Below are 21,382 nucleotides of genomic sequence, written 5' to 3'. Positions count from 1 at the left end.
CGCGCCGCCGCCAAGGCGGCGCTTTCTTCCAGAAAGAGGCACTATGGAAATCCTACTCGACGGCGTGCAGGCGCTCATCGCCGAGCCGGGACGCATCGCGATGATCCTCATCGGCTGCGTCCTCATGTACTTGGGCATCAAGAAGGAGTACGAGCCCACGCTGCTCGTGCCCATGGGACTCGGCACCATCCTGGTGAACATTCCCGCATCCGGCGTCCTCATGACCGGCACCGAGCCCGGACCGTTCCAGATCCTGTTCGACGCCGGCATCGAGACCGAGCTGTTCCCGCTGCTGCTGTTCATCGGCATCGGCGCCATGATCGACTTCGGCCCGCTGCTCGCCAACCCGTTCCTGCTGCTATTCGGCGCGGCCGCGCAGTTCGGCATCTTCTTCGTGACCATCGTGGCCACGGGCGTGTTCGGCTTCGACATCGCCGACGCCGCCTCCGCGGGCATCATCGCCGCCGCGGACGGCCCCACCTCGATCTTCGTGGCCAACTCGCTCGGTTCGAAGTACATGGGCGCGATCATGGTCGCGGCGTACTCCTACATGGCGCTCGTCCCCATCATCCAGCCCATCGCCATCAAGGCCTGCACCACCAAGAAGGAGCGCGCCATCCGCATGACCTACCGCCCCGGCCAGGTTTCGCAGACGGCCAAGATCCTCTTCCCCGTCACCATCTGCGTGGTCGCCGGCCTCATCGCCCCGGTGTCCCTGCCGCTCGTGGGCTTCCTCATGTTCGGCAACCTCCTGCGCGAGTGCGGCGTGCTCAACTCGCTTTCCGCCTCCGCCCAAAACGAGCTCGTGAACCTCATCTCCATCCTTTTGGGCCTGTGCGTCTCCGTGAAGATGGAGTACAGCGAGTTCCTGCAATTCGACACGCTCATCATCATGGGCCTCGGCCTCATCGGCTTCATCATGGACTCCGTGGGCGGCGTCATGTTCGCCAAGCTCCTGAACCTGTTCCGCAAGGAGAAGATCAACCCCATGGTGGGCGCCGCGGGCATCTCCGCGTTCCCCATGGCCTCGCGCGTGGTGCAAAAGCTCGCCACTGAGGAGGATCCCGGCAACTTCATCCTCATGCAGGCCGCTGCCGCCAACGTCGCCGGTCAGATCGCCTCGGTCGTCGCCGGCGGTCTCGTCCTCGGCCTTTTGCTCTAGAAAGGGATGCTGGTAATGACCAATCTCGTCGCATCGCTCGGACTTTCCACCGACCTGTCCCTCGCCATCCAGATCCTCATCTTAGGCTGGGGCGGCATCTTCATCGTCATGTTCGTCATCTACGTGATCTCGCTCGCCCTCGCCCGACTCTTCCCGCCGTCGAAGGAGGCCTAGCATGACCCGCAAGATCCGCTTCATGGAGACCGTCCTGCGCGACGGCCAGCAAAGTCAGATCGCCACGCGCATGCCCATCGAGGACATGCTCCCCATCCTGGAAACCCTCGACGAGTGCGGCTTCGAGTCGCTCGAGGTCTGGGGCGGTGCCACCTTCGACAGCTGTCTACGCTATCTCAACGAAGATCCCTGGGAGCGCCTGCGCACCATCCGCGCCCACGTCAAGAACACCAAGCTCCAGATGCTGCTGCGCGGCCAAAACCTGCTCGGCTACCGCAACTACGCCGACGACGTGGTCGAGGCCCTGGTCAAGAAGTCGGTGGAGAACGGCATCGACGTCATCCGCATCTTCGACGCGCTGAACGACACCCGTAACCTCCAGACCTCCATCCGCGCCGCCAAGGAGGCGGGCGGCGAGGTCCAGGCCGCCATCTCCTACACCACCAGCGACGTGCACACCGTGCGCTACTTCGTGAGCCTCGCCAACGAGATGGCCCGCGCCGGCGCCGACTCCATTTGCATCAAGGACATGGCCGGCGTCCTCACGCCCGACGTCGCCTTCGAGCTCGTGAGCGAGATCAAGGCCTCCTGCGACCTGCCGCTGCAGGTGCACACGCACGGCACCGCCGGCATCGCCCAGATGACCTACCTCAAGGCCGTCGAGGCGGGCGCCGACATCATCGACACCTGCTCCTCCCCCTTCGCGGAGGGCACGAGCCAGCCCGCCACCGAGTCCATGGCCATCGCGCTGGAGGCCCTCGGCTACAAGACCGGCCTGGACATCGAGAAGCTCGAGGCCGTGGCAGCGCACTTCCTGCCCATCCGCAACCGCTTTTTGGACGAGGGTGGCCTGAACCCCAAGGTCATGGCCGTCGAGCCCAAGGCGCTGCTGTACAAGGTCCCCGGCGGCATGCTCTCCAATCTGCTTGCCAACCTGAAGGACATGCATGTGGAGGACAAGTACGCCGAGGTGCTCGCCGAGGTCCCGCGCGTCCGCGCCGACCTGGGCTACCCGCCGCTCGTGACCCCGCTGTCCCAGATGGTGGGCTCCCAGGCGCTCATGAACGTCATCTCCGGCGAGCGCTACAAAGTCGTTCCCGCCGAGATCAAGGACTACGTGCGCGGTCAATACGGCCGTCCGCCCGTGACCATCTCAGAGAAGATCCGCCGCCAGATCATCGGCGACGACGAGGTCATCACCTGCCGCCCGGCCGACCTGATCGAACCCGCGATGCCGCGCCTGCGCGAGGAGATCTCGCAGTACGCCCGCTCGGAGGAGGATGTGTTGTCCTACGCCCTGTTCCCCGAGCAGGCACGCGACTTCCTCGGCCGCCGCGAGGACCCGTTCTACGACGTCCCCGTGCAGGAGGTCAACGTTTCCATCGACGTGGCATAGGGGGCTCCGGACAGTCAGGCCGGCTCCCGGCCCGACGTCAAGCTCCCGGCCCGATATCCTGCTCGGCCGCCACCATGAACGCACAGCGCCCGCGGCACGCAACGCCGCGGGCGCTTTTTGCGGGCCGAGATCGGTTCGGCAAGGACGGCGTGAGCCCGAGGATAGACGGACTGGAAGCGACGTCTCTGACCCCGCAAACTCCCTCATGGAGACCACGCTTGGACACGTGCCTCGTCGCCGTAAACCGCCGAGACGGAGCTGGCCCCTCGTCTTCGACCTTAAGGCACTCGGGCTACTCGCCCATGAGCGAGAGCGGACGAATCGAGACATCCGCCGCATCATAGCCGGCAACCGAACCGTCCCGCTGCGCGACGAGCGCGCGGCCATACCCGTCGACTCCCAAAAACGTCCCCTGCGCTCGCTCCTCACCGTCGATGGCATATACGCGCACCCGCTGTCCCACAAAGGCAAGGCAAGCGTTATAAGGTGCCAGAAGGGGTGCCAGAGGACCTTCGGCGCCGCCGCGAACGGGGTCTTCCGCCCATCGGGCAATGTCATATCCCGGAACGCGCGCAACAGGCCTCCCCGACCCGCGGTACGCCGCGGTTTTCCCGTAAGCGGCCTCCCAATCCGAGGCGGCATCCAAGATGCGCTTTCGAACGAGCTCTGCCAGGTCCTCGAGCGACGGAGGCGTCATGCCCGGTGCGAGCTCGTCCAACAAGCCCGTCGGATGCAGCGCGGCAATGCTCCCCGATCGCGTCGATACGACGGGGGCTTCCATGTTCACCCCAATACCGCACACCGCGAAAACGTCCTCGCCCGTTGCGACAAGTTCGGTCAGGATACCAGCGAGCTTGTGATTACCTACCACGATGTCGTTTGGCCATTTGAGTCGAGCACGGGGACATCCCACCTCGCGAAGTGCCCCCAGGGCGCCCAAGGCGCAGGCAACGGGCAGGGCGGGCAGGGCCTCGCCCGGGACTTCGGGACGGATGAGGACGGATAGGTACAAGCCACCCTCGGGCGACGCCCAGTCGTGCGAGCGCTGCCCGCGTCCCGCAGTTTGGACGAGTGCCCTGAGCGCGGCACCATGGGGCGCACCCACGCGGCCGCGCCTCTTCATCTCGGCGTTCGTCGAGGGCACTTCAGAGCGCAGTTCGATCGGTTCTAGACTGTCCATAAGGCCCCGCCATCTTCCTCCCCGCTGACGGCCGGTAGACCTCCCACGGATGCCCGGCCAACTGGTAGCACAACTCGACAAAACTTCGCGAAATCGGGGAGTTTTTCCTAGTTATGCTACCATCCGCACGCCAGCCGGTGTCATCTCCCCAACATGCGGAAGAAACGCTCTTCCCACTGCGCGGCCTCGACGCCGGACTCGGCACATACGCCACGACGGGCAAGCGTGGTGGTCTTGGTGCCGGGCTTCTGCACGCCGCGCATGGTCATGCACAGGTGCTCGGCCTCGATGAGCACGATGGCCCCGGCACAGTCGAGATTGTCCATGAGGGCGTCGGCAATCTGGCCGGTGAGCTGCTCTTGCAGCTGAAGTCGGCGGGCGAACACTTCGACCGTGCGTGCAAGCTTGGAAAGCCCCGCCACGCGCCCATTCGGAATATACCCGATGGTCACCGTGCCGTAAAAGGGCAGCAGATGATGTTCGCACAGGGAGTAGAACGGGATATCGCGCTCTATGACGAGGCCGCTCTCGGTAACGGAAAAGGTCTTAGATAGATGCGCGGCCGCGCTTTGATCCATGCCGCCCGCGAGCTCGGCGTACATGCGTGCAACTCGATCGGGCGTCTCGAGGAGCCCTTCACGCGTCGGGTCCTCGCCAATGCCCTCGAGCAGCAGGCGAACCGCCTCGCACACCTTATCTTGATCGACCATGTTTCACTCACTTTCCGCAGATAATATCGACAATCGTACCACGCGCCGGAAGACACGAGCCGCACCATGCGGCCTCTACACCCAATGCTGTGGGTAGCGCTCCCAATAGCCCGAGTAGGTTGACGCATCGGGCGCGAAGTCGATTTGACAGAGTTTGAATACCACGTCAATGCCCTTGGGCTGCCAGTGCTCTCGATACGAATAGCGATATGTCATGCCACAGTGCTCCATCACGCGACCAGATGCCGGGTTGAGCTCATCGTGCGTCGCCGTGACGAATGGATAGCCCGCTCGGCGAGCCTCACCGAGCATCGCTCGCACCGCCTCGGTCGCGAAACCTTGGCCCTGCGCATCGCGAGCCAGGGCGTACCCCATATCATATGCGTCGCCCTCAGCGTCGATGCTCACGAAGCCGAGCAACTCGCCCGCCTCTACGCGGCCGCGCTTGCGGCAAATCGCGCAATGCATGTCGAGCGGCAGCCCATCCGAGCGGCGTTCGTCCGCGTCGGCCGCGCGATACCATCGCAGGTAATTCTCCTCAAGATAGCTCGCCGTATCTGCCACACTCCCGTGCACGGCGTACGGCAAGAAACGATTCACCTGCGCATCGCTCATCATGGGGAACAGCGCCGACGCGTCCGCCTCGGTAAAGCGACGCAGCACGAGCCTATCTGTCTCCAACGTTCGCATCGTCTCCCCTTTCCCGTGCGCCACATGCCGTGGTGACACACATCAAACGCCACCGACTGCCGCGATGCCGTGACCACCGCGCGGCCCATCCCGTCCTCGCCGACCGCGCCTACATCGAATGCGCTGCGTACACCTCGGCGTCCCTCCACAGACGCACAGCGTCCGCGGGGGCCTCCCCCGCAGCGAGCGCGGCGAGCGTGGCGGGCATGTCGATGATGCGCTGGTTGGACGAACCGCGAAAACGCAGCGTGATGTCGTGCAGGTCTTGGACGAAGGGGCCATCCACCAGCACGTCGATGCAGGCAAGCAAGCGGTCGGTGAACTCCGTATGGTGTCGCCCACCCGCCACGAGCTCGCGGTCCCATGTGTCGCCTGTAAAGCACCAGATGGTCTTGCCGCAGCTGCGCGGGAACTCCTTGCGAACGCGCTCCACGAACTCGACCAGGCCCTCTTGGTTCTCGGGCTCCATGGGCTCGCCGCCCAACAGCGTCAGCCCGTCCACGTAATCGGGGCGCAGGCTCCCGATGATCTCGTCGGCCACCTCGGCCGTGAAGGGCTTGCCCGCGGCGAAGTTCCACGCCACCTCGTTAAAGCAATTCTTACACCCACGGCGGCACCCGCTCACAAACAGCGTCGTGCGCACTCCCTCGCCATTGGCGATATCAAAGTGCTTGATCTCCGCGTAGTTCATCCGATTCCCCTACAGATGCAGCACGCGATCGCGGATCTCCTCCGTGCGGCCCTGGTTCCAGAACTGCGTGCCGATGTAGCCGCAGGTGCGGCGGGCGACATTCAGCGTCTCCTGGTTGCGATTGCCGCAATGCGGGCACTCCCACACCAGCTTGCCGTCGTCCTCGACGATCTTGATCTCGCCGTCGTAGCCGCACTCCTGGCAGTAGTCGCTCTTGGTGTTGAGCTCCGCGTACATGATGTTGTCGTAGATGTACTGCATGACGCGGATGACCGCCTTGAGGTTGTCCTGCATGTTGGGCACCTCGACGTAGGAGATGGCGCCGCCCGGGGACAGGCGCTGGAACTGGCTCTCGAACTTGAGCTTGTCGAAGGCGTCGATCTCCTCCGAGACATGGACGTGGTAGCTGTTGGTGATGTAGCCCTTGTCCGTCACGCCGGGGATGATGCCGAAGCGGCGCTGCAGGCACTTGGAGAACTTGTAGGTGGTCGACTCCAGCGGGGTGCCGTAGATGGAGTAGTCGATGTCCTCCGCGGCCTTCCACTCGTTGCACTTGTCGTTCATGCGCTGCATGACCGCCATGGCGAACGGCGTGCCCTTCTCATCGGTGTGGCTGGCGCCCGTCATGAACTTCACGCACTCGTACAGGCCGGCATAGCCGAGGCTGATGGTCGAGTAGCCGCCAAAAAGCAGCTTGTCGATCTTCTCGCCCTTGTCCAGGCGCGCCAGAGCACCGTACTGCCACAAAATGGGCGCGGCGTCGGACAGGGTGCCCAGAAGGCGCTCATGGCGGCAGCGCAGGGCGCGATGACACAGCTCCAGACGCTCATCGAAGATTTCCCAGAACTTGTCCATGTCGCCCTGCGAGGAGAGCGCGACGTCGGGCAGGTTGATGGTCACGACGCCCTGGTTGAAGCGACCATAGTACTTGGGCTTGCCGGGCTCGTAGTTCTTGGCGCGGGCCACGTTGTCATACCCGTTGCCGGAGCGATCGGGCGTGAGGAAGCTGCGGCAGCCCATGCAGGTGTAGCAATCGCCGTTGCCCTCGGTCTCACCCTTTGAGAGCTTGAACTCGCGCATCTTCTTCTCGGAGATGTAATCGGGCACCATGCGCTTGGCGGTGCACTTGGCCGCGAGCTGGGTCAGGTAGAAGTACTCGGAGCCCTCGCGGACGTTATCCTCCTCGAGGACGTAGATGAGCTTGGGGAACGCGGGGGTGACCCACACGCCCGCCTCGTTCTTCACGCCCTCGTAGCGCTGGCGCAGGGTCTCCTCGATGATCATGGCAAGATCGCGCTTCTCGGCCTCGCTGCGGGCCTCATTGAGGTACATGAACACCGTCACAAAGGGCGCCTGGCCGTTGGTGGTCATGAGGGTGACGACCTGATACTGGATGGTCTGCACGCCACGGCGGATCTCATCGCGCAGGCGGGTCTCCACGACCTCGGACACCTTCTCCTCGGGGGCATCCACGCCAAGCTCGACGAGCTCCGCCTCGACCTGACGACGGATCTTCTGACGGCTGACCTCGACGAACGGTGCGAGGTGCGTGAGCGAGATGGACTGGCCGCCATACTGACAGGAGGCGACCTGGGCGATGATCTGCGTGGCGATATTGCAGGCGGTGGAGAAGCTGTGGGGGCGCTCAATGAGCGTGCCGGAAATGACCGTGCCGTTCTGCAGCATGTCCTCAAGGTTCACGAGGTCGCAGTTATGCATATGCTGGGCGAAGTAATCGGAGTCGTGGAAGTGGATGATGCCCTCGTTGTGGGCCTCAACGACCTCGGCGGGAAGCAGGACGCGCTGCGTGAGGTCCTTGGAAACCTCACCGGCCATGTAATCGCGCTGCACCGAATTGACGGTCGGGTTCTTGTTGGAGTTCTCCTGCTTGACTTCCTCGTTGTTGCACTCGATGAGTGACAGGATCTTGTCGTCGGTGGTGTTCTTCTGGCGCTTGAGGCCCTGCACGTAACGGTAGATGATGTAACGACGGGCGACTTCGAAGCGATCAAGGGCCATAAGCTCATCCTCGACCATGTCCTGGATCTCCTCGACGGAGACCGTGTGGCCGGCCTCTTCGCAGCGGTCGGCGACGTTTTCCGCGGCGTAGCGAACCTGACGATCGGTGAGGCGCTCACTGCTCTTGACCTCACTGTTGGCGCCGTTGATGGCGTTGATGATCTTCTGGAGGTCAAACGTGACCTCGGAACCGCTGCGCTTGATGATCTTCATGTGACTCCTCCGCGACCCAAGCTTGCTCGTGACTTCGTTACGGGATAGGAAAGCCCCGGCCCCACGCATTTGCATATGGCAGCGGGGTCGAGGCTCATCATTGCCTTTCACAAGTATGATACGGCATTTTGCCATCAATATCTGGTGACATCCGTAAACGGAATCACTATATGTTGTGTTTTAGCAGGTCAGAAGCAATGTGCTAATTTTTCCTCTCATTCAAGGTTGCAAATTGACCCGAATTGCTAGGAGAGAGCCCACCGTCCCCCACCTGCATGGATGACAAAATGCTCGCGGGAGCCGCAACCGAGGTGTCCACAAGTTCTCCGCCAGTCGCCGACAAGTGGAACAAGAGACCCTCACCATAACCGCAGGAAGCCTATATGTTGTGATTGGGCTTCGCGCACTCGGAACGCGGAGGAACGAAAGAAAAAATGGACACCCCGTGGGGTGCCCAGCATGATCATATGGAGGCGAAGCCCGGATTCGAACCGGGGGTAAAGGCTTTGCAGGCCTCTGCCTTACCACTTGGCCACTTCGCCTTATATGCAAAGGGCCGATTGAAATCGGCCCTGGCGCATATAATGGAGCGGACAACGGGGCTCGAACCCGCGACCCCAACCTTGGCAAGGTTGTGCTCTACCAACTGAGCCATGTCCGCTTATGGTGGGCGATACAAGATTTGAACTTGTGACCCCTACCGTGTCAAGGTAGTGCTCTCCCCCTGAGCTAATCGCCCAACTCAGGTGCGCATCAGCGCGGGGATTAATATAGCCCAGATACGAGCGTTCGGTCAACAACTTTTTCCATCTTTTTTAAAATTGTTTGAAACAGCAGTCTAATCTCGGGTTTTACGCAGATTACCGCGCACCGATCTCGAGGAGGATGCCTGCGACTCACGCAAGCCAACGAGCCCTGCGGCAAGAACTCGTCGCCGCGGCACCGGTGCGGACTTGTCGCGGCGTGCCCGTGAGGACAGGCGGTCGCTGTCTGGACGACCCCAAGGATCACCCCAGCAGCGTAAACAATCATGAAAAATGACTTGCACATTATCGTCTGATTGCGTATAGTACTTTCTCGCAAGCGGACATGGCTCAGTTGGTAGAGCACAACCTTGCCAAGGTTGGGGTCGCGGGTTCGAGCCCCGTTGTCCGCTCCATCGTTTGTAAAGAGCCGATTGAAGAATCGGCTCTATTCATTCGGCGGCTTGGCCAAGTGGTAAGGCAGAGGCCTGCAAAGCCTTTACCCCCGGTTCGAATCCGGGAGCCGCCTCCATATGATTTGATTGAGGGCATCCTTTGGGGTGCCCTTTTCCGTACCAGACCATGCTCGTCAAGAGGGGTCATTGCCCAGGCGCCAAAACAAAACCAGTGGCAACGAATGCGATCCCCGCCCCGCCGCAGGAGCATCAAGCGATCATCTTGATAAGGCGCACCTGCGTGCCAGGCGCGTCGACGCGACGGCGCACGTCGACGCTATCGACCAACATGCGCATGAGTCGGATGCCGCGACCGCGCTCTCGACTCCCTGGAGGTTCCTCGCCGTCCGCGATCTCGAATCCGCACCCGCAATCACGCACCTCGATCACCACGCGGTCGGTGTAGGCGATCACCGTCATGGTGCTCCCCTTGCCGCCGCAGGCATGATCGTAGGCATTCGACAGCGCTTCGCCCGCCGCCAAAGCGGTGTCGAAGCAGTCATCGCGCGACAGCGGCAGGCCACCCAGCAACTCAGCGATGCGGTGCCGGTACATGCCCAGGTTCTCGACGCCGGGTCGAATGGCGAGCGTTTTGCTCCACAGGGGCGGCGCATCGGGCGCAAGCACCGGAATAGGCGGCTTTTCTGCGGCCGAAACATGCAGGGCGTCCAGCAGGCGGGCGATCTGGAGAAAGCGAACCACCTGGGGAGAGGTGTTCACCAGCGAGAGCAGCCCTTCGCGATCGAATAGCGTCCGCGCGCGCACGAGCAGGAACGCCAGCCCCGTCGAGTCGATGAAACTCACATTCTGGCAGTTCACCAGAATGCGCCGTACCCCGTTTTCGATGAGGGCATCGACCTGCTCACGCAGGCGCGGTACCGAAGCGATATCGATATCGCCCGCCGGGGCGATTACGGCTATGTCATTCCACTCGTTCATGTTGCTATGGTTCCCCGTTCACCGTCCACCGATACCCTCGCACGCAAACGCATCAGACGCCGCGCCGGTCGAACCTCAACGCCACGAGGGCGATATCGTCATCGAGTGCCGAACCCGTAAATGCATCGAGCTCATCCAGAACCTGTGCGCACAGGCCTTCAACGCCCTCAGCAGCGGCACGAAGCAGCACCTCACGCAAACGAGCCTCGCCAAAGAACTCGCCTGCAGCATCGCGGGCCTCGATGGCACCGTCGGTGTACATAAAGAGAATGTCCCCGGGGTTAAACGAGAAGGTACCGTTCTCGTACACCATACTCGAGAAGGCGCCCACCACACCCGACTGGACGCTCAGCAACTCCGCCTCCACGCCATCGGCCTCGTTGGCCTTCACGAGCATGGTGGGGGGATGGCCGGCCGAACAATACGTCGCGCGCCCATGGCGCAGATCGAGCTTTGCGATGAACATGGTCACGAAGGTCTCCACGCGCGAGAAACTCATGAGCATGCGGTTGAGCGACCGCGCCATACGCGCCGGGCTCGCCCCCTCCCAGGCATATGCGGTGAGTGCCGTCTTGACGAGCGCGGACATCGACGCAGCCTCCACGCCCTTTCCCGACACATCGCCCAAAATCATCACGGCGCGATCGTCGGGCAGGCGGATGAGGGTGTAGAAGTCGCCCCCCACGAGCGCTTGGCGCGTGGCGGAAGAATACAGCGAATCCGAGGTGATGCCCGGAACAACCCCAAGGTCGTTGCGCATGCCAGCCTGCAAGGTCTGGGCAATGCGACGCTCGCTCTTCTGCTGCACGGCCCCGTCCATGATGAGCTCGAAGTCATGCGCGAGATGCGTCAGGTAATCGAACTCCATATCGTCCACGGGTTCTTGGGAATCATCACGTAGCAACAAGAATCGACGGGGCGGGAGGACGGCGGCGAACGGGCCGTCGTCTTCGACAAATGCGCCCTCGTCTTGCTCGCGACCCATATCCACGAAAACGCCCTGGCACGGAAGGCCGTGACGCTCAAGCCACTCACCGACCCAGGTGATGCGGTCCACACGCGCCAAGCGAATCTGCTTGGGAGGCTCGGGCGCCGCGAGGGCACCCGCCTCGTCACCAAGCAGGTCGGCCGATGCGGGAGCGCCCACTCGGGCAGCGGGAGTCGTCACCGAGAAAAACATTTCCTCAACGTCGCAGGGAAGGTCCATGCGGCTTCCGCCATCAAAGTCAATCACGTAGGCACCGCGCTCCACATCATGTAACACGGGCAAAAGGTGGCAAGACAACTGCTCAGTGACTTCGCTTGTCATCTCGGTCCATGCCGCAATGGGGTCCTTTCCGTTCGCGTACAAAAGCTCGCGAATTCGACTAAGCGAGCGCGTGAGGGACGAGGTGCGCGCGGCACGCAGACTGCTCACCACCCCCATCAACTCAATGGACAGATAATCGCATATGACCTCGAGAACACGGACGTCGTAGATGCGCGGATTGCACGGGCGCGTCCAGCCAAGCTCAACAACGCCCAAAACCTGCGTTCCAAAGTACACGGGGACCGCAATCATGGTCTTGAATGGAGGCATGTCCTGCAGGCGCACGTTGTGCCGCACACGGGCATCGAGGTCATAAAAGGCGCCGGGTGCCGTAGGGTCTGCGGGATCGACGGGCACCAGCGACAGTCGGCAGGCTCGTTGCTCGCGTAGGACGTGGGTGGGCACACCCGCGCCATAGGGAATGAAATCGGGTACATACCTGGCCGCAATGCCTCGGCTCACACCGCGCAGCTTGAAGCCGCCACCCTCGGCAAAGTAGATGGTCGTTCCCGCCGCATCGAGCGTGTCGGCCATGCGGTTGAGCACCGTGTCCAGCAACGTCGACATATCGCTGGAGCCCACCGTGGACATGATGACCGACAGCGTGCCCGAGAGGCGTTTATTGGCGGCTTGGAGCTCAGAAAGCAGGCGCTGCGTCTTGCGATCGTGGGCGTACTGCTCCTCGAGGCTGCGGATGGCGACCACATATCGATGCGCATGGCAGTCGCCCTTCTCCGTCTCGATGAGCTCAAGCGCACGTACGCGTACGGGGATGAAGGAGCCGTCGGGCAATTTGAGCATCAGCGTGTTCTCTTCGCCATCGGACGAAAAAGGCATCTTGTGACCGGCGGCTCGCTCAAATCCCGAACTGTAGAGCAGGTCTTTGATGTCGGCGCCGACGACTTGGGAGCGGCTCATCTTCTGGAGGACGAGAAACTGGCGGTTGACATGGCGTACCGCGCCGTCGGCATCACAGATAGCGACGGCGTCACTCGTCACCTCGACCAAACGGGCGACGTCGCTCAATTCCTCGTTGTGCATATGTTCCATGCGCCACCTCCGCCGTACCAACATAACGCGGACGCGCGAGGGGGCTGCCGGCGAATCGCACGGCCGCGTGCGATATATAGCAAAAACGCGAACCCAAACCGGGCTCGCGTTTCACATGCGTGGTGTCGGAGGCGGGACTTGAACCCGCATGACCGAAATGTGGTCACTAGCACCTCAAGCTAGCGCGTCTGCCAATTCCGCCACTCCGACGTTTGCTTTCGCGTTACCGCGTCTGCAACGAGGAAGATAGTACCCCGAGTCCCATCATTCGCGCAAGCCCCTTTTTCAAAAAAGTTTTGCGAAAGGGCCTGCAGAAGACTTCCTTGCAAGAAGTACCTGCAAAGATCCCTCTGAACGCAGGTGAGAGGCGGGGCCTGGCAGTAAGAAAGATCCGCCCTTCCCCGCTGGGGATTTAGGGCTAGACGAGCTCTACGGAACCAAGATCGACGAGCCCGTTCGGCAAGACATTCGCCATCTGCACGCGATCAGATGCGACCTTGGCATACGCCGGATGCACCAGGGGGATCATCGGCATCGCCTCGGACGCAAGGACAAGGGCCTCCCTTGCGCGCTCGGTACGCTCCGTCGCGTCGCGCTGCTCGGCCATGGTGGTGAGGGCGGCGGTGAGCGCATCATCTTCGTATCCCGCCCATGAGCCTCGCTCAGACGTGGTGCCAAGCAACTGGGACACCACCGTGTCGATTGTGGCAGCCGCCGGGTCGAACGTGACGAGGCAGCACGCACAATCGCCCTTATCAAGGCTTTCGGCGAGGTCTTCCGCTGCCAGCGCAGCGGTCTTCACCGTCAGCCCCAAGTCGGACAAATCGCTCGCGATTTGGTCGGCGATGCGCCCCTGCACGCCCCCCTCGCGATACGTTAGGGTGAAATCGAGATTCAGCGGCTCCGCCGTCATCTCTGGAGCGTCTTTTGACTCTTCGGCAGAACCCATGGTCTGCTGGGCCTCGTCCTCCCGCTCCTGCGCGCTCAGCCCCTCTATGAGCTCCAGAGCCCGGTCAGCATCAAACGCGCACGCCTCCCACGACACCGCCTCGCCCACGCATGGGGCAACCGGGCTCATGGCGGAAGCGGCGCTGTAATTGAGCACCTTCTTGCAAAGGGCTTCGCGGTCGATACCGCAGGAAATCGCACGGCGAAAGACGGCGTTGTCGAACGGGGCCACACGCGTGTTGCACACCATGTACGTCAACCCGGCTTCAGGCCCCTGAACGAACCGCTCGCCCGGTTTCATGGTCCCCGCGCTCGACGAAATGCCGCGCGCATCTTCGGCATCCTTCAACTGGTCAACGGGCACATCGCAGATATCGAGGACACCCGCCTGGAAATGGTTGTATGCGGCAACGGTGTCGTCATGAATGGCGAGTAGGACGCCATCCACCAAGCTCGCACCATATGCGCACTCGTCAAAGCGCGTGAGCCGAATGTCGCCCTTTCCCTTCCACGGGCGGTCTAACATGAACGGTCCATTGCCCATGGGCTGTTCCGAAAACATAACGGGATTGTCCTCCGCACTCGCGGGAACAGGACCGAGAGCTGGATGCGAGACAATCGAGGCGAAGGCTGCATGCGGCTCGGTAAGCGACACGGTAAGCGTGAGGTCGTCAGGACAGCGTAAACCGACCAATTCCGAGGCCCGGCCGCCAGACAGGGCATCATACCCATCGATGGCGGAAAGCAAGGATCCCCAGCGGCTACGAGGGCCCTCGCCACCATTCTCCTTGTGTGTCCGATCCTCATCCGTATCGTCGGACATCGGCTTGACCAAACGCTCCCACGCCCGCTTGAAGCAAGAGGCCGTGACGGATTCACCATTGTGGAACGTCGCACCTTCGACAAGGCTGAAGGTGAACGTGCGCGCGTCATCGGAAACGGTGACGCTACGGGCGGCAGCGGGGGTCGCCACACCATCCACGATGCACGTGAGCGGGCAGAATAGCGCCTGAAGCACCTGCAGGCCAAAGCGATCGGAGACGAGCAGGGGGTCGATTGCCGAGGGCTTGCCGATGCGACACGTCACCCATGAGGACGGGACGTCATCACTTGAGCCCGCATCGCCGCCCTCAACCTGGCTGCACCCGCTTAGTCCAAGCCCCATCACACCGCATGCCGCAGCGCCTAGGAATGCACGCCTGTCGATCATCTCGGCCCCTTCCCGGATCTATTGCACAGATGCACTTTCATCCCACCACTCTAAAGCAAAACCCGCGCAACCCCAACCGAGCAGTGACCATCCCAGCAAAGTCCCCTCATGCATGAGACTTTTCTCGTCCACGCGCGCGACTAAGTACGGACAGCCCTCGCGTTTCACATCCAAGCGTACATTCCGCAGAAAGCCCGCCAAAGGCGGGCTTTCGAGGACGTTTGATCGGTTGGCGTCATGAGGGCTGAGGGGCCCTTACAGGTCGATGTACGACTCCTTGATGGGGAACGGCGTCGCATAATGACAAGCACAGAAGTGGCCCGCGCCGATTTCACGGAACTCGGGCACTTCCTCGGCACATCTGCCCTGCGCGATCGGGCAACGCGTGTGGAAACGGCAACCGCTCGGCGGGTCGATCGGACTCGGCGGATCACCGGCAAGAATGATGCGCTTGCGGCTCTTCTGCACGTCCGGATCGGGGACCGGCACGGCGGAGAGCAGCGACTGCGTATACGGATGGTTCGGTTCGGCGTACAGACTCTTCCAGTCGGACAGCTCGACCATCTTACCGAGGTACATGACGGCGACGCGATCGGAAATGTGCTGAACGACGGAAAGGTCGTGGGCAATGAACAGATAGGCGGTACCGTACTGCTGCTGAAGGTCCTTCAGCAAGTTCAGAACCTGGGCCTGAATGGAGACGTCGAGCGCGGAAACGGGCTCGTCACAGATGATCAGCTTCGGACGCAGAATGAACGAGCGGGCGATACCGACGCGCTGACGCTGGCCACCAGAGAACTCATGCGGATAGCGGTTAATGTGCTCGGGATTGAGGCCAACGACGTCGAGCAGCTCGCGAACGCGATCCATGCGCTCCTCGGGCGTACCGATGCCATGGATGACCATGGGCTCGGAAACAATCTCGCCGATCGTCATACGCGGATTGAGCGATGCATACGGATCCTGGAAGATGAACTGCATGTCGCGGCGCATATCCTTGAGCTCGGCCTTGTTCATCTTGGAGATATCTTTGCCCTCAAAGTACACCTTGCCGGACGTCGGCGGGTCGAGGTGCATGATGGCGCGGCCGGTGGTGGACTTACCGCAACCGGATTCGCCCACCAGACCGAAGGTCTCGCCAGCGCGGATCTCGAACGAGACGTCATTCACCGCAGAGACGACCTTCTTGGAGAACCTACCGCCCAGGAAACCGGAGCCGGTGGGGAACTCCTTCGTGAGGTGCTCAACCTTGAGCAGCGGAGTATTGTTGTCTGCCATTTAGGCCTCGCCTCCCTTCGAAGCTGCGACATCCGCGTTATCGGGAATCGCGGTCGGCATGGTCCCGCGGGAGCGGGAGGTGTCGGGTGCGAACTTCTTTACGAAGGCATCGTCATCGGCGTAATGACACTCGGAGTAATGACCGTTGTCCATGACGAACTTCTTGGGGCGTTCCTTGTGGCAGAGCTCCGTGGCATACGGGCAACGAGGCGCGAACGCGCAACCCTGCGGCAGGTTGACGAGCGACGGCGGATTGCCGTGAATTGGCGTAAGCGGCTTCTTCTCGTCGGTAGCCTGCTCGGGAATGGAGCGAATGAGGCCCCAGGTGTAGGGGTGGCGGCTCTCGTAAAAGATCTCGTCGGCAGTGCCGAACTCCACGGGGTGACCTGCGTACATGACCATGATCTTGTCGGCCATGTCGGCGACGACGCCCAGGTCGTGGGTGATCATGATGATGGCGTTACCGTTCTTCTCCTGCATCTCCTGCATAAGTTCGATAATCTGCGCCTGGATGGTCACATCGAGGGCCGTAGTGGGCTCGTCGGCAATCAGGATGTCGGGATCGCAGGCGAGAGCCATGGCGATCATGACGCGCTGGCGCATGCCGCCGGAGAACTGGTGCGGATACTCGTTCACGCGCTTCTCGGGCTCAGGGATGCCCACGAGGTCGAGCAGCTCAGTGGCGCGCTTGAGCGCCTCCTGCTTGGAGTAGCCGCGGTGCAGACGAAGGCCCTCCCCCACCTGACGACCGATCTTGTAAACCGGGTTGAGCGAGGTCATGGGGTCCTGGAAGATCATCGCAATGTCATTGCCGCGGACGTGCTGCATCTCCTCCTCAGACATATTGAGGAGGTCGCGACCGCGATAGGTCACGGAACCGCCCTCGATCTTACCGGGAGGCATGGAGATGAGGCCCATGATGGTCATGGCGGTCACGGACTTGCCAGAGCCGGATTCGCCCACCACGCCGAGCGTCTCGCCGCGATCGAGCGTGTAGCTCACGCCGTCAACGGCATGCACGACGCCGTCCTCGGTGTGGAAGTACATCTTCAGGTCGTCGACCTCGAGCAGATGCTGGCCCTCGGGGATCGGCTGCGTCTTGAGGTCCACGAAAGTATCGTTGTTCTTAGCCATGGTTTTACGCGTCCTTCATCTTCACGTCGAGAGCGTCACGCAGGCCGTCGCCGAGCAGCGTGAACGCGAGCACGGTGGTCAGGATGGCGATGCCGGGCATGATCATGAGCCACGGCTCGGTCTGCAGGTACTTCTGACCCTCCTGGATGAGGGTGCCCCACGACGGATCGGGCGGGACGACGCCGAGGCCCAAGAAGGACAGGGCGGACTCGGTCAGGATGGCGCCACCGATGTTCATAGTGGCATAGACCACGATAGAAGCAACGGAGTTGGGGAAGATATGGCGGGCGATGATGCGCGCGTCGGAAGCGCCCATGGATCGGGCGGCATCCACGTAGTCGCTCTCCTTGACGGAGAGGATGGCGGAGCGGAACACGCGGGCGATCGAGGGCCAGCCAAGGATGCCGATGGCGATAAACACGTTCTGAATACCATTGCCGATGACCGCGATCATAGCGATGACGAACAGCGTGTAGGGGAACGCCAGGAAGATGTCGGCCAGACGCATGATGATGGTATCCCAGATGCCGCCGTAGTATGCGGCGAGTGCGCCCATGACCAGTCCGATGGCAGTGGAGATGCCCGTGGCGACGATACCGACGGTCAGCGAGATGCGCGCGCCGTAGATGACGCGGGAGAGCACATCGCGGCCAAGGGTGTCGGTGCCAAAAGGATGCTGGAGGGACGGTGCAAGGCGGGAGTTCATAACCATGGTGGCCGTGTCGGATGCGTTCGGATCGCCGAGCACACTCGGAACCCACAGGTCCGCGGTGACCGCGATGACGACGACGATGAGGATCCACACGATGGCGAACATCGCGAGCCTGTTCTTCCTCAGGCGCTTGAAGGCGTCACCCCACAGGGTGCGCGTGGGTTTGTCGGAGCCATTGGCAACGACATGGGCCTCGGCCGCGGCGGCGCGAACCTGCTCGCCCATTGTATTCATTGAGTACTGCACGTCTCTTGCCTCCTACTTATCGCTCTTGTTACCAAGGCGGATACGCGGATCGAGGAACGCGTAGCTCACGTCGACGATCAGGTTGATGATCATGACCACGATGACGATGACCGTGACGGCGCCCATGACGATGGGCCAGTCGCGGCGAGTGATAGCGGTGTACGTCATCTGGCCGATACCGGGCCAGTTGAAGACTGTCTCGGTCAGGATGGCACCGGCGAGCATCGCACCGAAGTCCATGCCCACATAGGTAACGACCGGGATCAGGGCGTTCTTGAGCGCGTGGTGGAAGATGATCGAGCGCTTGGAGAGGCCCTTGGCCTTGGCAGTGCGGATGTAGTCCTGGTTCATGACCTCGATCAGCTGCGAACGCATGATACGGGCCGTGTAGGCGGTGGATACCGCAGCCAACGTGATGGCGGGAAGGATGTAGTACATCCAGCCGGGGAACATCGGGCGCGGACCGGGGACGCCCGAGACGGGCAACGCAACGGCACCGCCGGTAGCGTCTTTAAGCCAGATGCCAAATATCAACTGGAGGAGCAGACCGAGCCAGAACGCGGGCATCGCCACGAGCATCGAGGTGGTGAGGGTCACGAGGATGTCCCAGAAGGAGTACCGCTTAATAGCCGAGATGATACCGGCGCCAATGCCCACAATTGCCTCGATGACGATGGCGACAACGGCGATCTGCACCGTGTAGGGATAGGCATCGAGAATCATGGTCGACACGTCGATGCCACGCTGGTAGGAACGGCCAAGGTCACCATGGAGCAGGCCGCTCAGATAAGTGAAGTAACGATCCCACATGGGGGTTTCGATGGTGTCACCGTTCTCGTCGAAAACGATGTCGCCGTTCTCGTCCGTCACGATTAAGCCGTGAGCGGCGCGGATGTTCATCTCGGTAACCGGGTCGAGCTTCTTCTCGCCGGCGATCAGCTTGATGGGATCGCCGGGCACGACATTCTGCATGATGAACAGAATGAGCGTGACGCCGAGGAAGACCGGGATGAACTGCAGGATTCGCTTGAGGATGTACCTGAGCACAGCGATACCCTCCCTAGTCTCTTGGACACTACACTTTGCTGCAGTATGTCGCAGCGTAAATTGCAATTATACGTCACCCGCTAAGGAATACTGCGGGGATTATGCGTAGATATACACGATCGATTCCGCACTTTGCAGCATTACCCGCCAAACAAAGGCAGGACACCGCTTGCGCGATGTCCTGCTGTTCATGCGCTATCGGGTTTTGATCCCGGTCGCTAGGCGATCTCAGCCGTCTCGAAGTGTGGGATGGTCTGAGCGTCGTAGTTGAAGTTCTTCATGCGCTCAGAGGCGACGTAGTTGTGAGCGTAGAACATGATCGGAATAACCGGCATATCCTCACCGATGAGAGCGCAGACCTTGCGGCAAGCTGCCTTACGCTCCTCCTCGTCCTGGATCTGACGGGCCTCTTCCATCATCTTGTCGACCTCAGGGTTGGAGTACTTCTCGTAGTTGTTGTCGGCACCCGTGTAGAAGTTCGGATACAGGAAGTTGTCCATGGTCGGATAGTCGGCAGTCCAACCAAGGCGGCCAAGGGAGAACTCGTCCTTGGAGAGGTTGTCGAGGTAGGTAGCCCACTCGACGGCGTCCTGCTTGACAGTGAAGCCAACGGCCTCAAGGTCGAGCTGGATGGTGGACATGAGATCCTCGTGACCACCGTCACCGTTGTAGTTCAGCGTAACCTCAAGACCGCGCTTGCCATCGGCGTCTGCGGTGTAGCCAGCGTCCTCGAGAATCTGCTTGGCCTGATCGGGATCGTACTTGCAGTACTGCCAGACATTCTCCTCCGAGTCGTCAATGGCGGTCGGCATGATGGAGGTGGCGGGCATGCGGGAACCCTCGTACAGGGTGTCCACGATGTTCTGACGGTTGATGGCCAGGGAGAGGGCGCGGCGGACGTTCACGTCGGCGAGCACCGGATCCTGGGAGCACGGAATCATGAAGTAGGTGGAGAGCTCGACGCCCAACAGGCACTGCTTGCCCGGGGTGGAGGTGTAGCCGTCCTCGGACTTGCCGTACTTGTCCACATTGTCCTTGATCTGGCCCGTCGGGATCTGAGCGAAGTCGATGGTGCCGGCCTTGAACTCGTTGTAAGCGGTGTCCGGGTCCTTCTGGATGGAGCAGTACACGCCGTCGATCTTGGGGGCCTCGCCGTGATACTCGTCGAACTTCACGAGGTTGATGTACTGGTTGTGCTTCCAGGGCTCGTCCATCTTGAAGGGGCCGTTGCCGATCGGCTGCTCGAGGAAGGACTTCGGATCGTCCACGGCGGCCTGGGGAACCGGCACAAGGCCAGGGTGGCAGCACACGGCCGGGAAGTCGGCCATCGGAGCGGAAAGGGTGACCTCGAAGGTGAGCTCGTCCACGGCCTTGAGGCCGGTGAACTCCTCGGTATCGCCGGCGTTGAACTCGGCGTAACCGGCGACCGGGGCGAGGTGGTAGCAGATGTCGGACGGGGTCTCCATCTTGGGGGAGGCAACGCGCTTCCAGCCGCGGACGAAGGACTCGGCGTCGACGGCGTCACCGTTGTGGAACTTCATGCCCTCCTTGAGCTTGAAGGTGTAGACCAGACCATCCTCGGAGACGGTCGGGGCTTCAGCGGCACACACGGGCACAGCGGAGTTGGTGTCCCAGTCCCAGGTCATGAGGCCATCGAACATGGCGCGCGCGATAGCGGTGCCCTGATTCTCCTGAGCGTTGTACGGGTCGATGTAGGCGGGCTCGGAGAGATAGAAGCCCATCACGTTGTCGCCGGCGGGAGCCGCGGTGGTGCCGCTGCCCTCAGTGTCGCCACCGCCGCCGCAACCGGCGAGAGCAGCAAGGGCACCCGTGGCGAGGGCGCCGCCCACAAACGTACGACGACCCATCACGGGCTGGGTAAATTTGGTATCAGCCATGCCATCCTCCTTATAATGCAGGTTCACGGAACGCGGAGCCGGATATGCACCCCTTTGGTGCGACCGGAGGTGCGAACACGTATCGCATCCCGTTTGCTCTTCGCGCGACCGCTAGGCTGATCGGTCACGCGCGATGGTCAATACATTAGCGCACTTTTGCATAATGGAGTATGAGGTT

The 21,382-nt window shown here is 61.7% G+C and carries 16 protein-coding genes and 6 tRNA genes; 5 read left to right on the top strand and 17 right to left on the bottom strand.

The annotated features are described in order from the left end of the window. Nucleotides 1-43 precede the first annotated feature (43 nt). Genes ACX9NZ_RS02510 through ACX9NZ_RS02500 form a run of 3 tightly spaced genes read left to right on the top strand, consistent with a single transcriptional unit; the run spans nt 44 to nt 2,732 of the window. Entirely contained in the window at nt 44-1,162 is a 1,119-nt protein-coding gene (locus ACX9NZ_RS02510; RefSeq protein ID WP_006723662.1) for a sodium ion-translocating decarboxylase subunit beta, read from the top strand. Between the two features lie 15 nt (nt 1,163-1,177). Continuing rightward, complete coding sequence (locus ACX9NZ_RS02505; protein WP_407495775.1) at nt 1,178-1,336, top strand: OadG-related small transporter subunit; 159 nt, start codon at nt 1,178-1,180, stop codon at nt 1,334-1,336. 1 nt (nt 1,337) lies between these two features. Beyond that, the gene (locus ACX9NZ_RS02500) at nt 1,338-2,732 is read left to right on the top strand and encodes an oxaloacetate decarboxylase subunit alpha (RefSeq protein WP_118653974.1); all 1,395 of its coding nucleotides are present in this window, start codon (nt 1,338-1,340) and stop codon (nt 2,730-2,732) included. Nucleotides 2,733-3,024: 292 nt separating this feature from the next. Here ACX9NZ_RS02500 and ACX9NZ_RS02495 read toward each other — a convergent pair whose 3' ends face one another. The 8 genes from ACX9NZ_RS02495 to ACX9NZ_RS02460 form a co-directional block, all read right to left on the bottom strand. Continuing rightward, nucleotides 3,025-3,912 (bottom strand): biotin--[acetyl-CoA-carboxylase] ligase, encoded by an 888-nt coding sequence (locus tag ACX9NZ_RS02495; RefSeq protein ID WP_294159708.1) that lies wholly within the window; start codon nt 3,910-3,912, stop codon nt 3,025-3,027. A 140-nt stretch (nt 3,913-4,052) separates the two neighbouring features. Beyond that, nucleotides 4,053-4,622: a GTP cyclohydrolase I FolE gene (gene folE, locus ACX9NZ_RS02490; protein ID WP_118653976.1), complete on the bottom strand. Its 570-nt coding sequence runs from the start codon at nt 4,620-4,622 to the stop codon at nt 4,053-4,055. A gap of 75 nt (nt 4,623-4,697) precedes the next feature. Next, on the bottom strand, nt 4,698-5,312 hold the full coding sequence (locus tag ACX9NZ_RS02485) for a GNAT family N-acetyltransferase (RefSeq protein WP_294124058.1): 615 nt from the start codon (nt 5,310-5,312) through the stop codon (nt 4,698-4,700). Nucleotides 5,313-5,421: 109 nt separating this feature from the next. Further along, on the bottom strand, nt 5,422-6,003 hold the full coding sequence (gene nrdG, locus ACX9NZ_RS02480; protein WP_118653978.1) for an anaerobic ribonucleoside-triphosphate reductase activating protein: 582 nt from the start codon (nt 6,001-6,003) through the stop codon (nt 5,422-5,424). Nucleotides 6,004-6,012: 9 nt separating this feature from the next. Continuing rightward, nucleotides 6,013-8,235, bottom strand: a complete 2,223-nt coding sequence (nrdD, locus tag ACX9NZ_RS02475) for an anaerobic ribonucleoside-triphosphate reductase (RefSeq protein ID WP_118653979.1) — start codon at nt 8,233-8,235, stop codon at nt 6,013-6,015. A 468-nt stretch (nt 8,236-8,703) separates the two neighbouring features. Then, nucleotides 8,704-8,777, bottom strand: a tRNA-Cys gene (locus ACX9NZ_RS02470). 43 nt (nt 8,778-8,820) lie between these two features. After that, nucleotides 8,821-8,896: transfer RNA gene (locus ACX9NZ_RS02465), tRNA-Gly, on the bottom strand. A gap of 3 nt (nt 8,897-8,899) precedes the next feature. Continuing rightward, nucleotides 8,900-8,974: transfer RNA gene (locus ACX9NZ_RS02460), tRNA-Val, on the bottom strand. Between the two features lie 344 nt (nt 8,975-9,318). Here ACX9NZ_RS02460 and ACX9NZ_RS02455 point away from each other — a divergent pair. Next, nucleotides 9,319-9,394: transfer RNA gene (locus ACX9NZ_RS02455), tRNA-Gly, on the top strand. A gap of 42 nt (nt 9,395-9,436) precedes the next feature. Next, nucleotides 9,437-9,510 (top strand) — tRNA-Cys (locus ACX9NZ_RS02450). A gap of 133 nt (nt 9,511-9,643) precedes the next feature. Here ACX9NZ_RS02450 and ACX9NZ_RS02445 read toward each other — a convergent pair. From ACX9NZ_RS02445 to ACX9NZ_RS02405, 9 genes are all read right to left on the bottom strand, one after another. Then, nucleotides 9,644-10,372 carry an anti-sigma factor antagonist gene (locus tag ACX9NZ_RS02445; RefSeq protein WP_407495771.1) on the bottom strand — a complete coding sequence of 243 codons (729 nt, stop codon included), beginning with the start codon at nt 10,370-10,372 and terminating at the stop codon, nt 9,644-9,646. Between the two features lie 52 nt (nt 10,373-10,424). Beyond that, complete coding sequence (locus ACX9NZ_RS02440; protein ID WP_118653981.1) at nt 10,425-12,731, bottom strand: SpoIIE family protein phosphatase; 2,307 nt, start codon at nt 12,729-12,731, stop codon at nt 10,425-10,427. Nucleotides 12,732-12,851: 120 nt separating this feature from the next. Continuing rightward, nucleotides 12,852-12,941: transfer RNA gene (locus tag ACX9NZ_RS02435), tRNA-Leu, on the bottom strand. A gap of 208 nt (nt 12,942-13,149) precedes the next feature. After that, the gene (locus ACX9NZ_RS02430; RefSeq protein ID WP_407495768.1) at nt 13,150-14,889 is read right to left on the bottom strand and encodes an ABC transporter substrate-binding protein; all 1,740 of its coding nucleotides are present in this window, start codon (nt 14,887-14,889) and stop codon (nt 13,150-13,152) included. Between the two features lie 255 nt (nt 14,890-15,144). After that, complete coding sequence (locus tag ACX9NZ_RS02425; protein ID WP_118653983.1) at nt 15,145-16,167, bottom strand: ABC transporter ATP-binding protein; 1,023 nt, start codon at nt 16,165-16,167, stop codon at nt 15,145-15,147. Continuing rightward, entirely contained in the window at nt 16,168-17,301 is a 1,134-nt protein-coding gene (locus tag ACX9NZ_RS02420) for an ABC transporter ATP-binding protein (RefSeq protein WP_407495766.1), read from the bottom strand. Nucleotides 17,302-17,305: 4 nt separating this feature from the next. After that, the gene (locus tag ACX9NZ_RS02415) at nt 17,306-18,238 is read right to left on the bottom strand and encodes an ABC transporter permease (protein ID WP_233546203.1); all 933 of its coding nucleotides are present in this window, start codon (nt 18,236-18,238) and stop codon (nt 17,306-17,308) included. Nucleotides 18,239-18,271: 33 nt separating this feature from the next. Then, complete coding sequence (locus ACX9NZ_RS02410) at nt 18,272-19,306, bottom strand: ABC transporter permease (RefSeq protein WP_118653986.1); 1,035 nt, start codon at nt 19,304-19,306, stop codon at nt 18,272-18,274. A gap of 218 nt (nt 19,307-19,524) precedes the next feature. After that, on the bottom strand, nt 19,525-21,204 hold the full coding sequence (locus ACX9NZ_RS02405; protein ID WP_407495764.1) for a peptide ABC transporter substrate-binding protein: 1,680 nt from the start codon (nt 21,202-21,204) through the stop codon (nt 19,525-19,527). Between the last annotated feature and the right edge of the window lie 178 nt (nt 21,205-21,382).

The organism is Collinsella sp. BM28, assembly GCF_054551995.1.
Note: the sequence above shows the minus strand (reverse complement) of the source record. Positions and strands in the feature narration are given on the sequence as shown.

Bases quoted from the DNA above. Each gene is read 5' to 3' on its own strand.
- nrdG (WP_118653978.1), bottom strand. From the start codon at position 6,003: ATGAACTACGCGGAGATCAAGCACTTTGATATCGCCAATGGCGAGGGA.
- folE (WP_118653976.1), bottom strand. From the start codon at position 4,622: ATGGTCGATCAAGATAAGGTGTGCGAGGCGGTTCGCCTGCTGCTCGAG.
- ACX9NZ_RS02510 (WP_006723662.1), top strand. From the start codon at position 44: ATGGAAATCCTACTCGACGGCGTGCAGGCGCTCATCGCCGAGCCGGGA.
- ACX9NZ_RS02505 (WP_407495775.1), top strand. From the start codon at position 1,178: ATGACCAATCTCGTCGCATCGCTCGGACTTTCCACCGACCTGTCCCTC.
- ACX9NZ_RS02425 (WP_118653983.1), bottom strand. From the start codon at position 16,167: ATGGCAGACAACAATACTCCGCTGCTCAAGGTTGAGCACCTCACGAAG.
- ACX9NZ_RS02405 (WP_407495764.1), bottom strand. From the start codon at position 21,204: ATGGCTGATACCAAATTTACCCAGCCCGTGATGGGTCGTCGTACGTTT.
- ACX9NZ_RS02440 (WP_118653981.1), bottom strand. From the start codon at position 12,731: ATGGAACATATGCACAACGAGGAATTGAGCGACGTCGCCCGTTTGGTC.
- ACX9NZ_RS02420 (WP_407495766.1), bottom strand. From the start codon at position 17,301: ATGGCTAAGAACAACGATACTTTCGTGGACCTCAAGACGCAGCCGATC.
- nrdD (WP_118653979.1), bottom strand. From the start codon at position 8,235: ATGAAGATCATCAAGCGCAGCGGTTCCGAGGTCACGTTTGACCTCCAG.
- ACX9NZ_RS02485 (WP_294124058.1), bottom strand. From the start codon at position 5,312: ATGCGAACGTTGGAGACAGATAGGCTCGTGCTGCGTCGCTTTACCGAG.
- ACX9NZ_RS02445 (WP_407495771.1), bottom strand. From the start codon at position 10,372: ATGAACGAGTGGAATGACATAGCCGTAATCGCCCCGGCGGGCGATATC.
- ACX9NZ_RS02430 (WP_407495768.1), bottom strand. From the start codon at position 14,889: ATGATCGACAGGCGTGCATTCCTAGGCGCTGCGGCATGCGGTGTGATG.
- ACX9NZ_RS02415 (WP_233546203.1), bottom strand. From the start codon at position 18,238: ATGGGCGAGCAGGTTCGCGCCGCCGCGGCCGAGGCCCATGTCGTTGCC.
- ACX9NZ_RS02495 (WP_294159708.1), bottom strand. From the start codon at position 3,912: ATGGACAGTCTAGAACCGATCGAACTGCGCTCTGAAGTGCCCTCGACG.
- ACX9NZ_RS02500 (WP_118653974.1), top strand. From the start codon at position 1,338: ATGACCCGCAAGATCCGCTTCATGGAGACCGTCCTGCGCGACGGCCAG.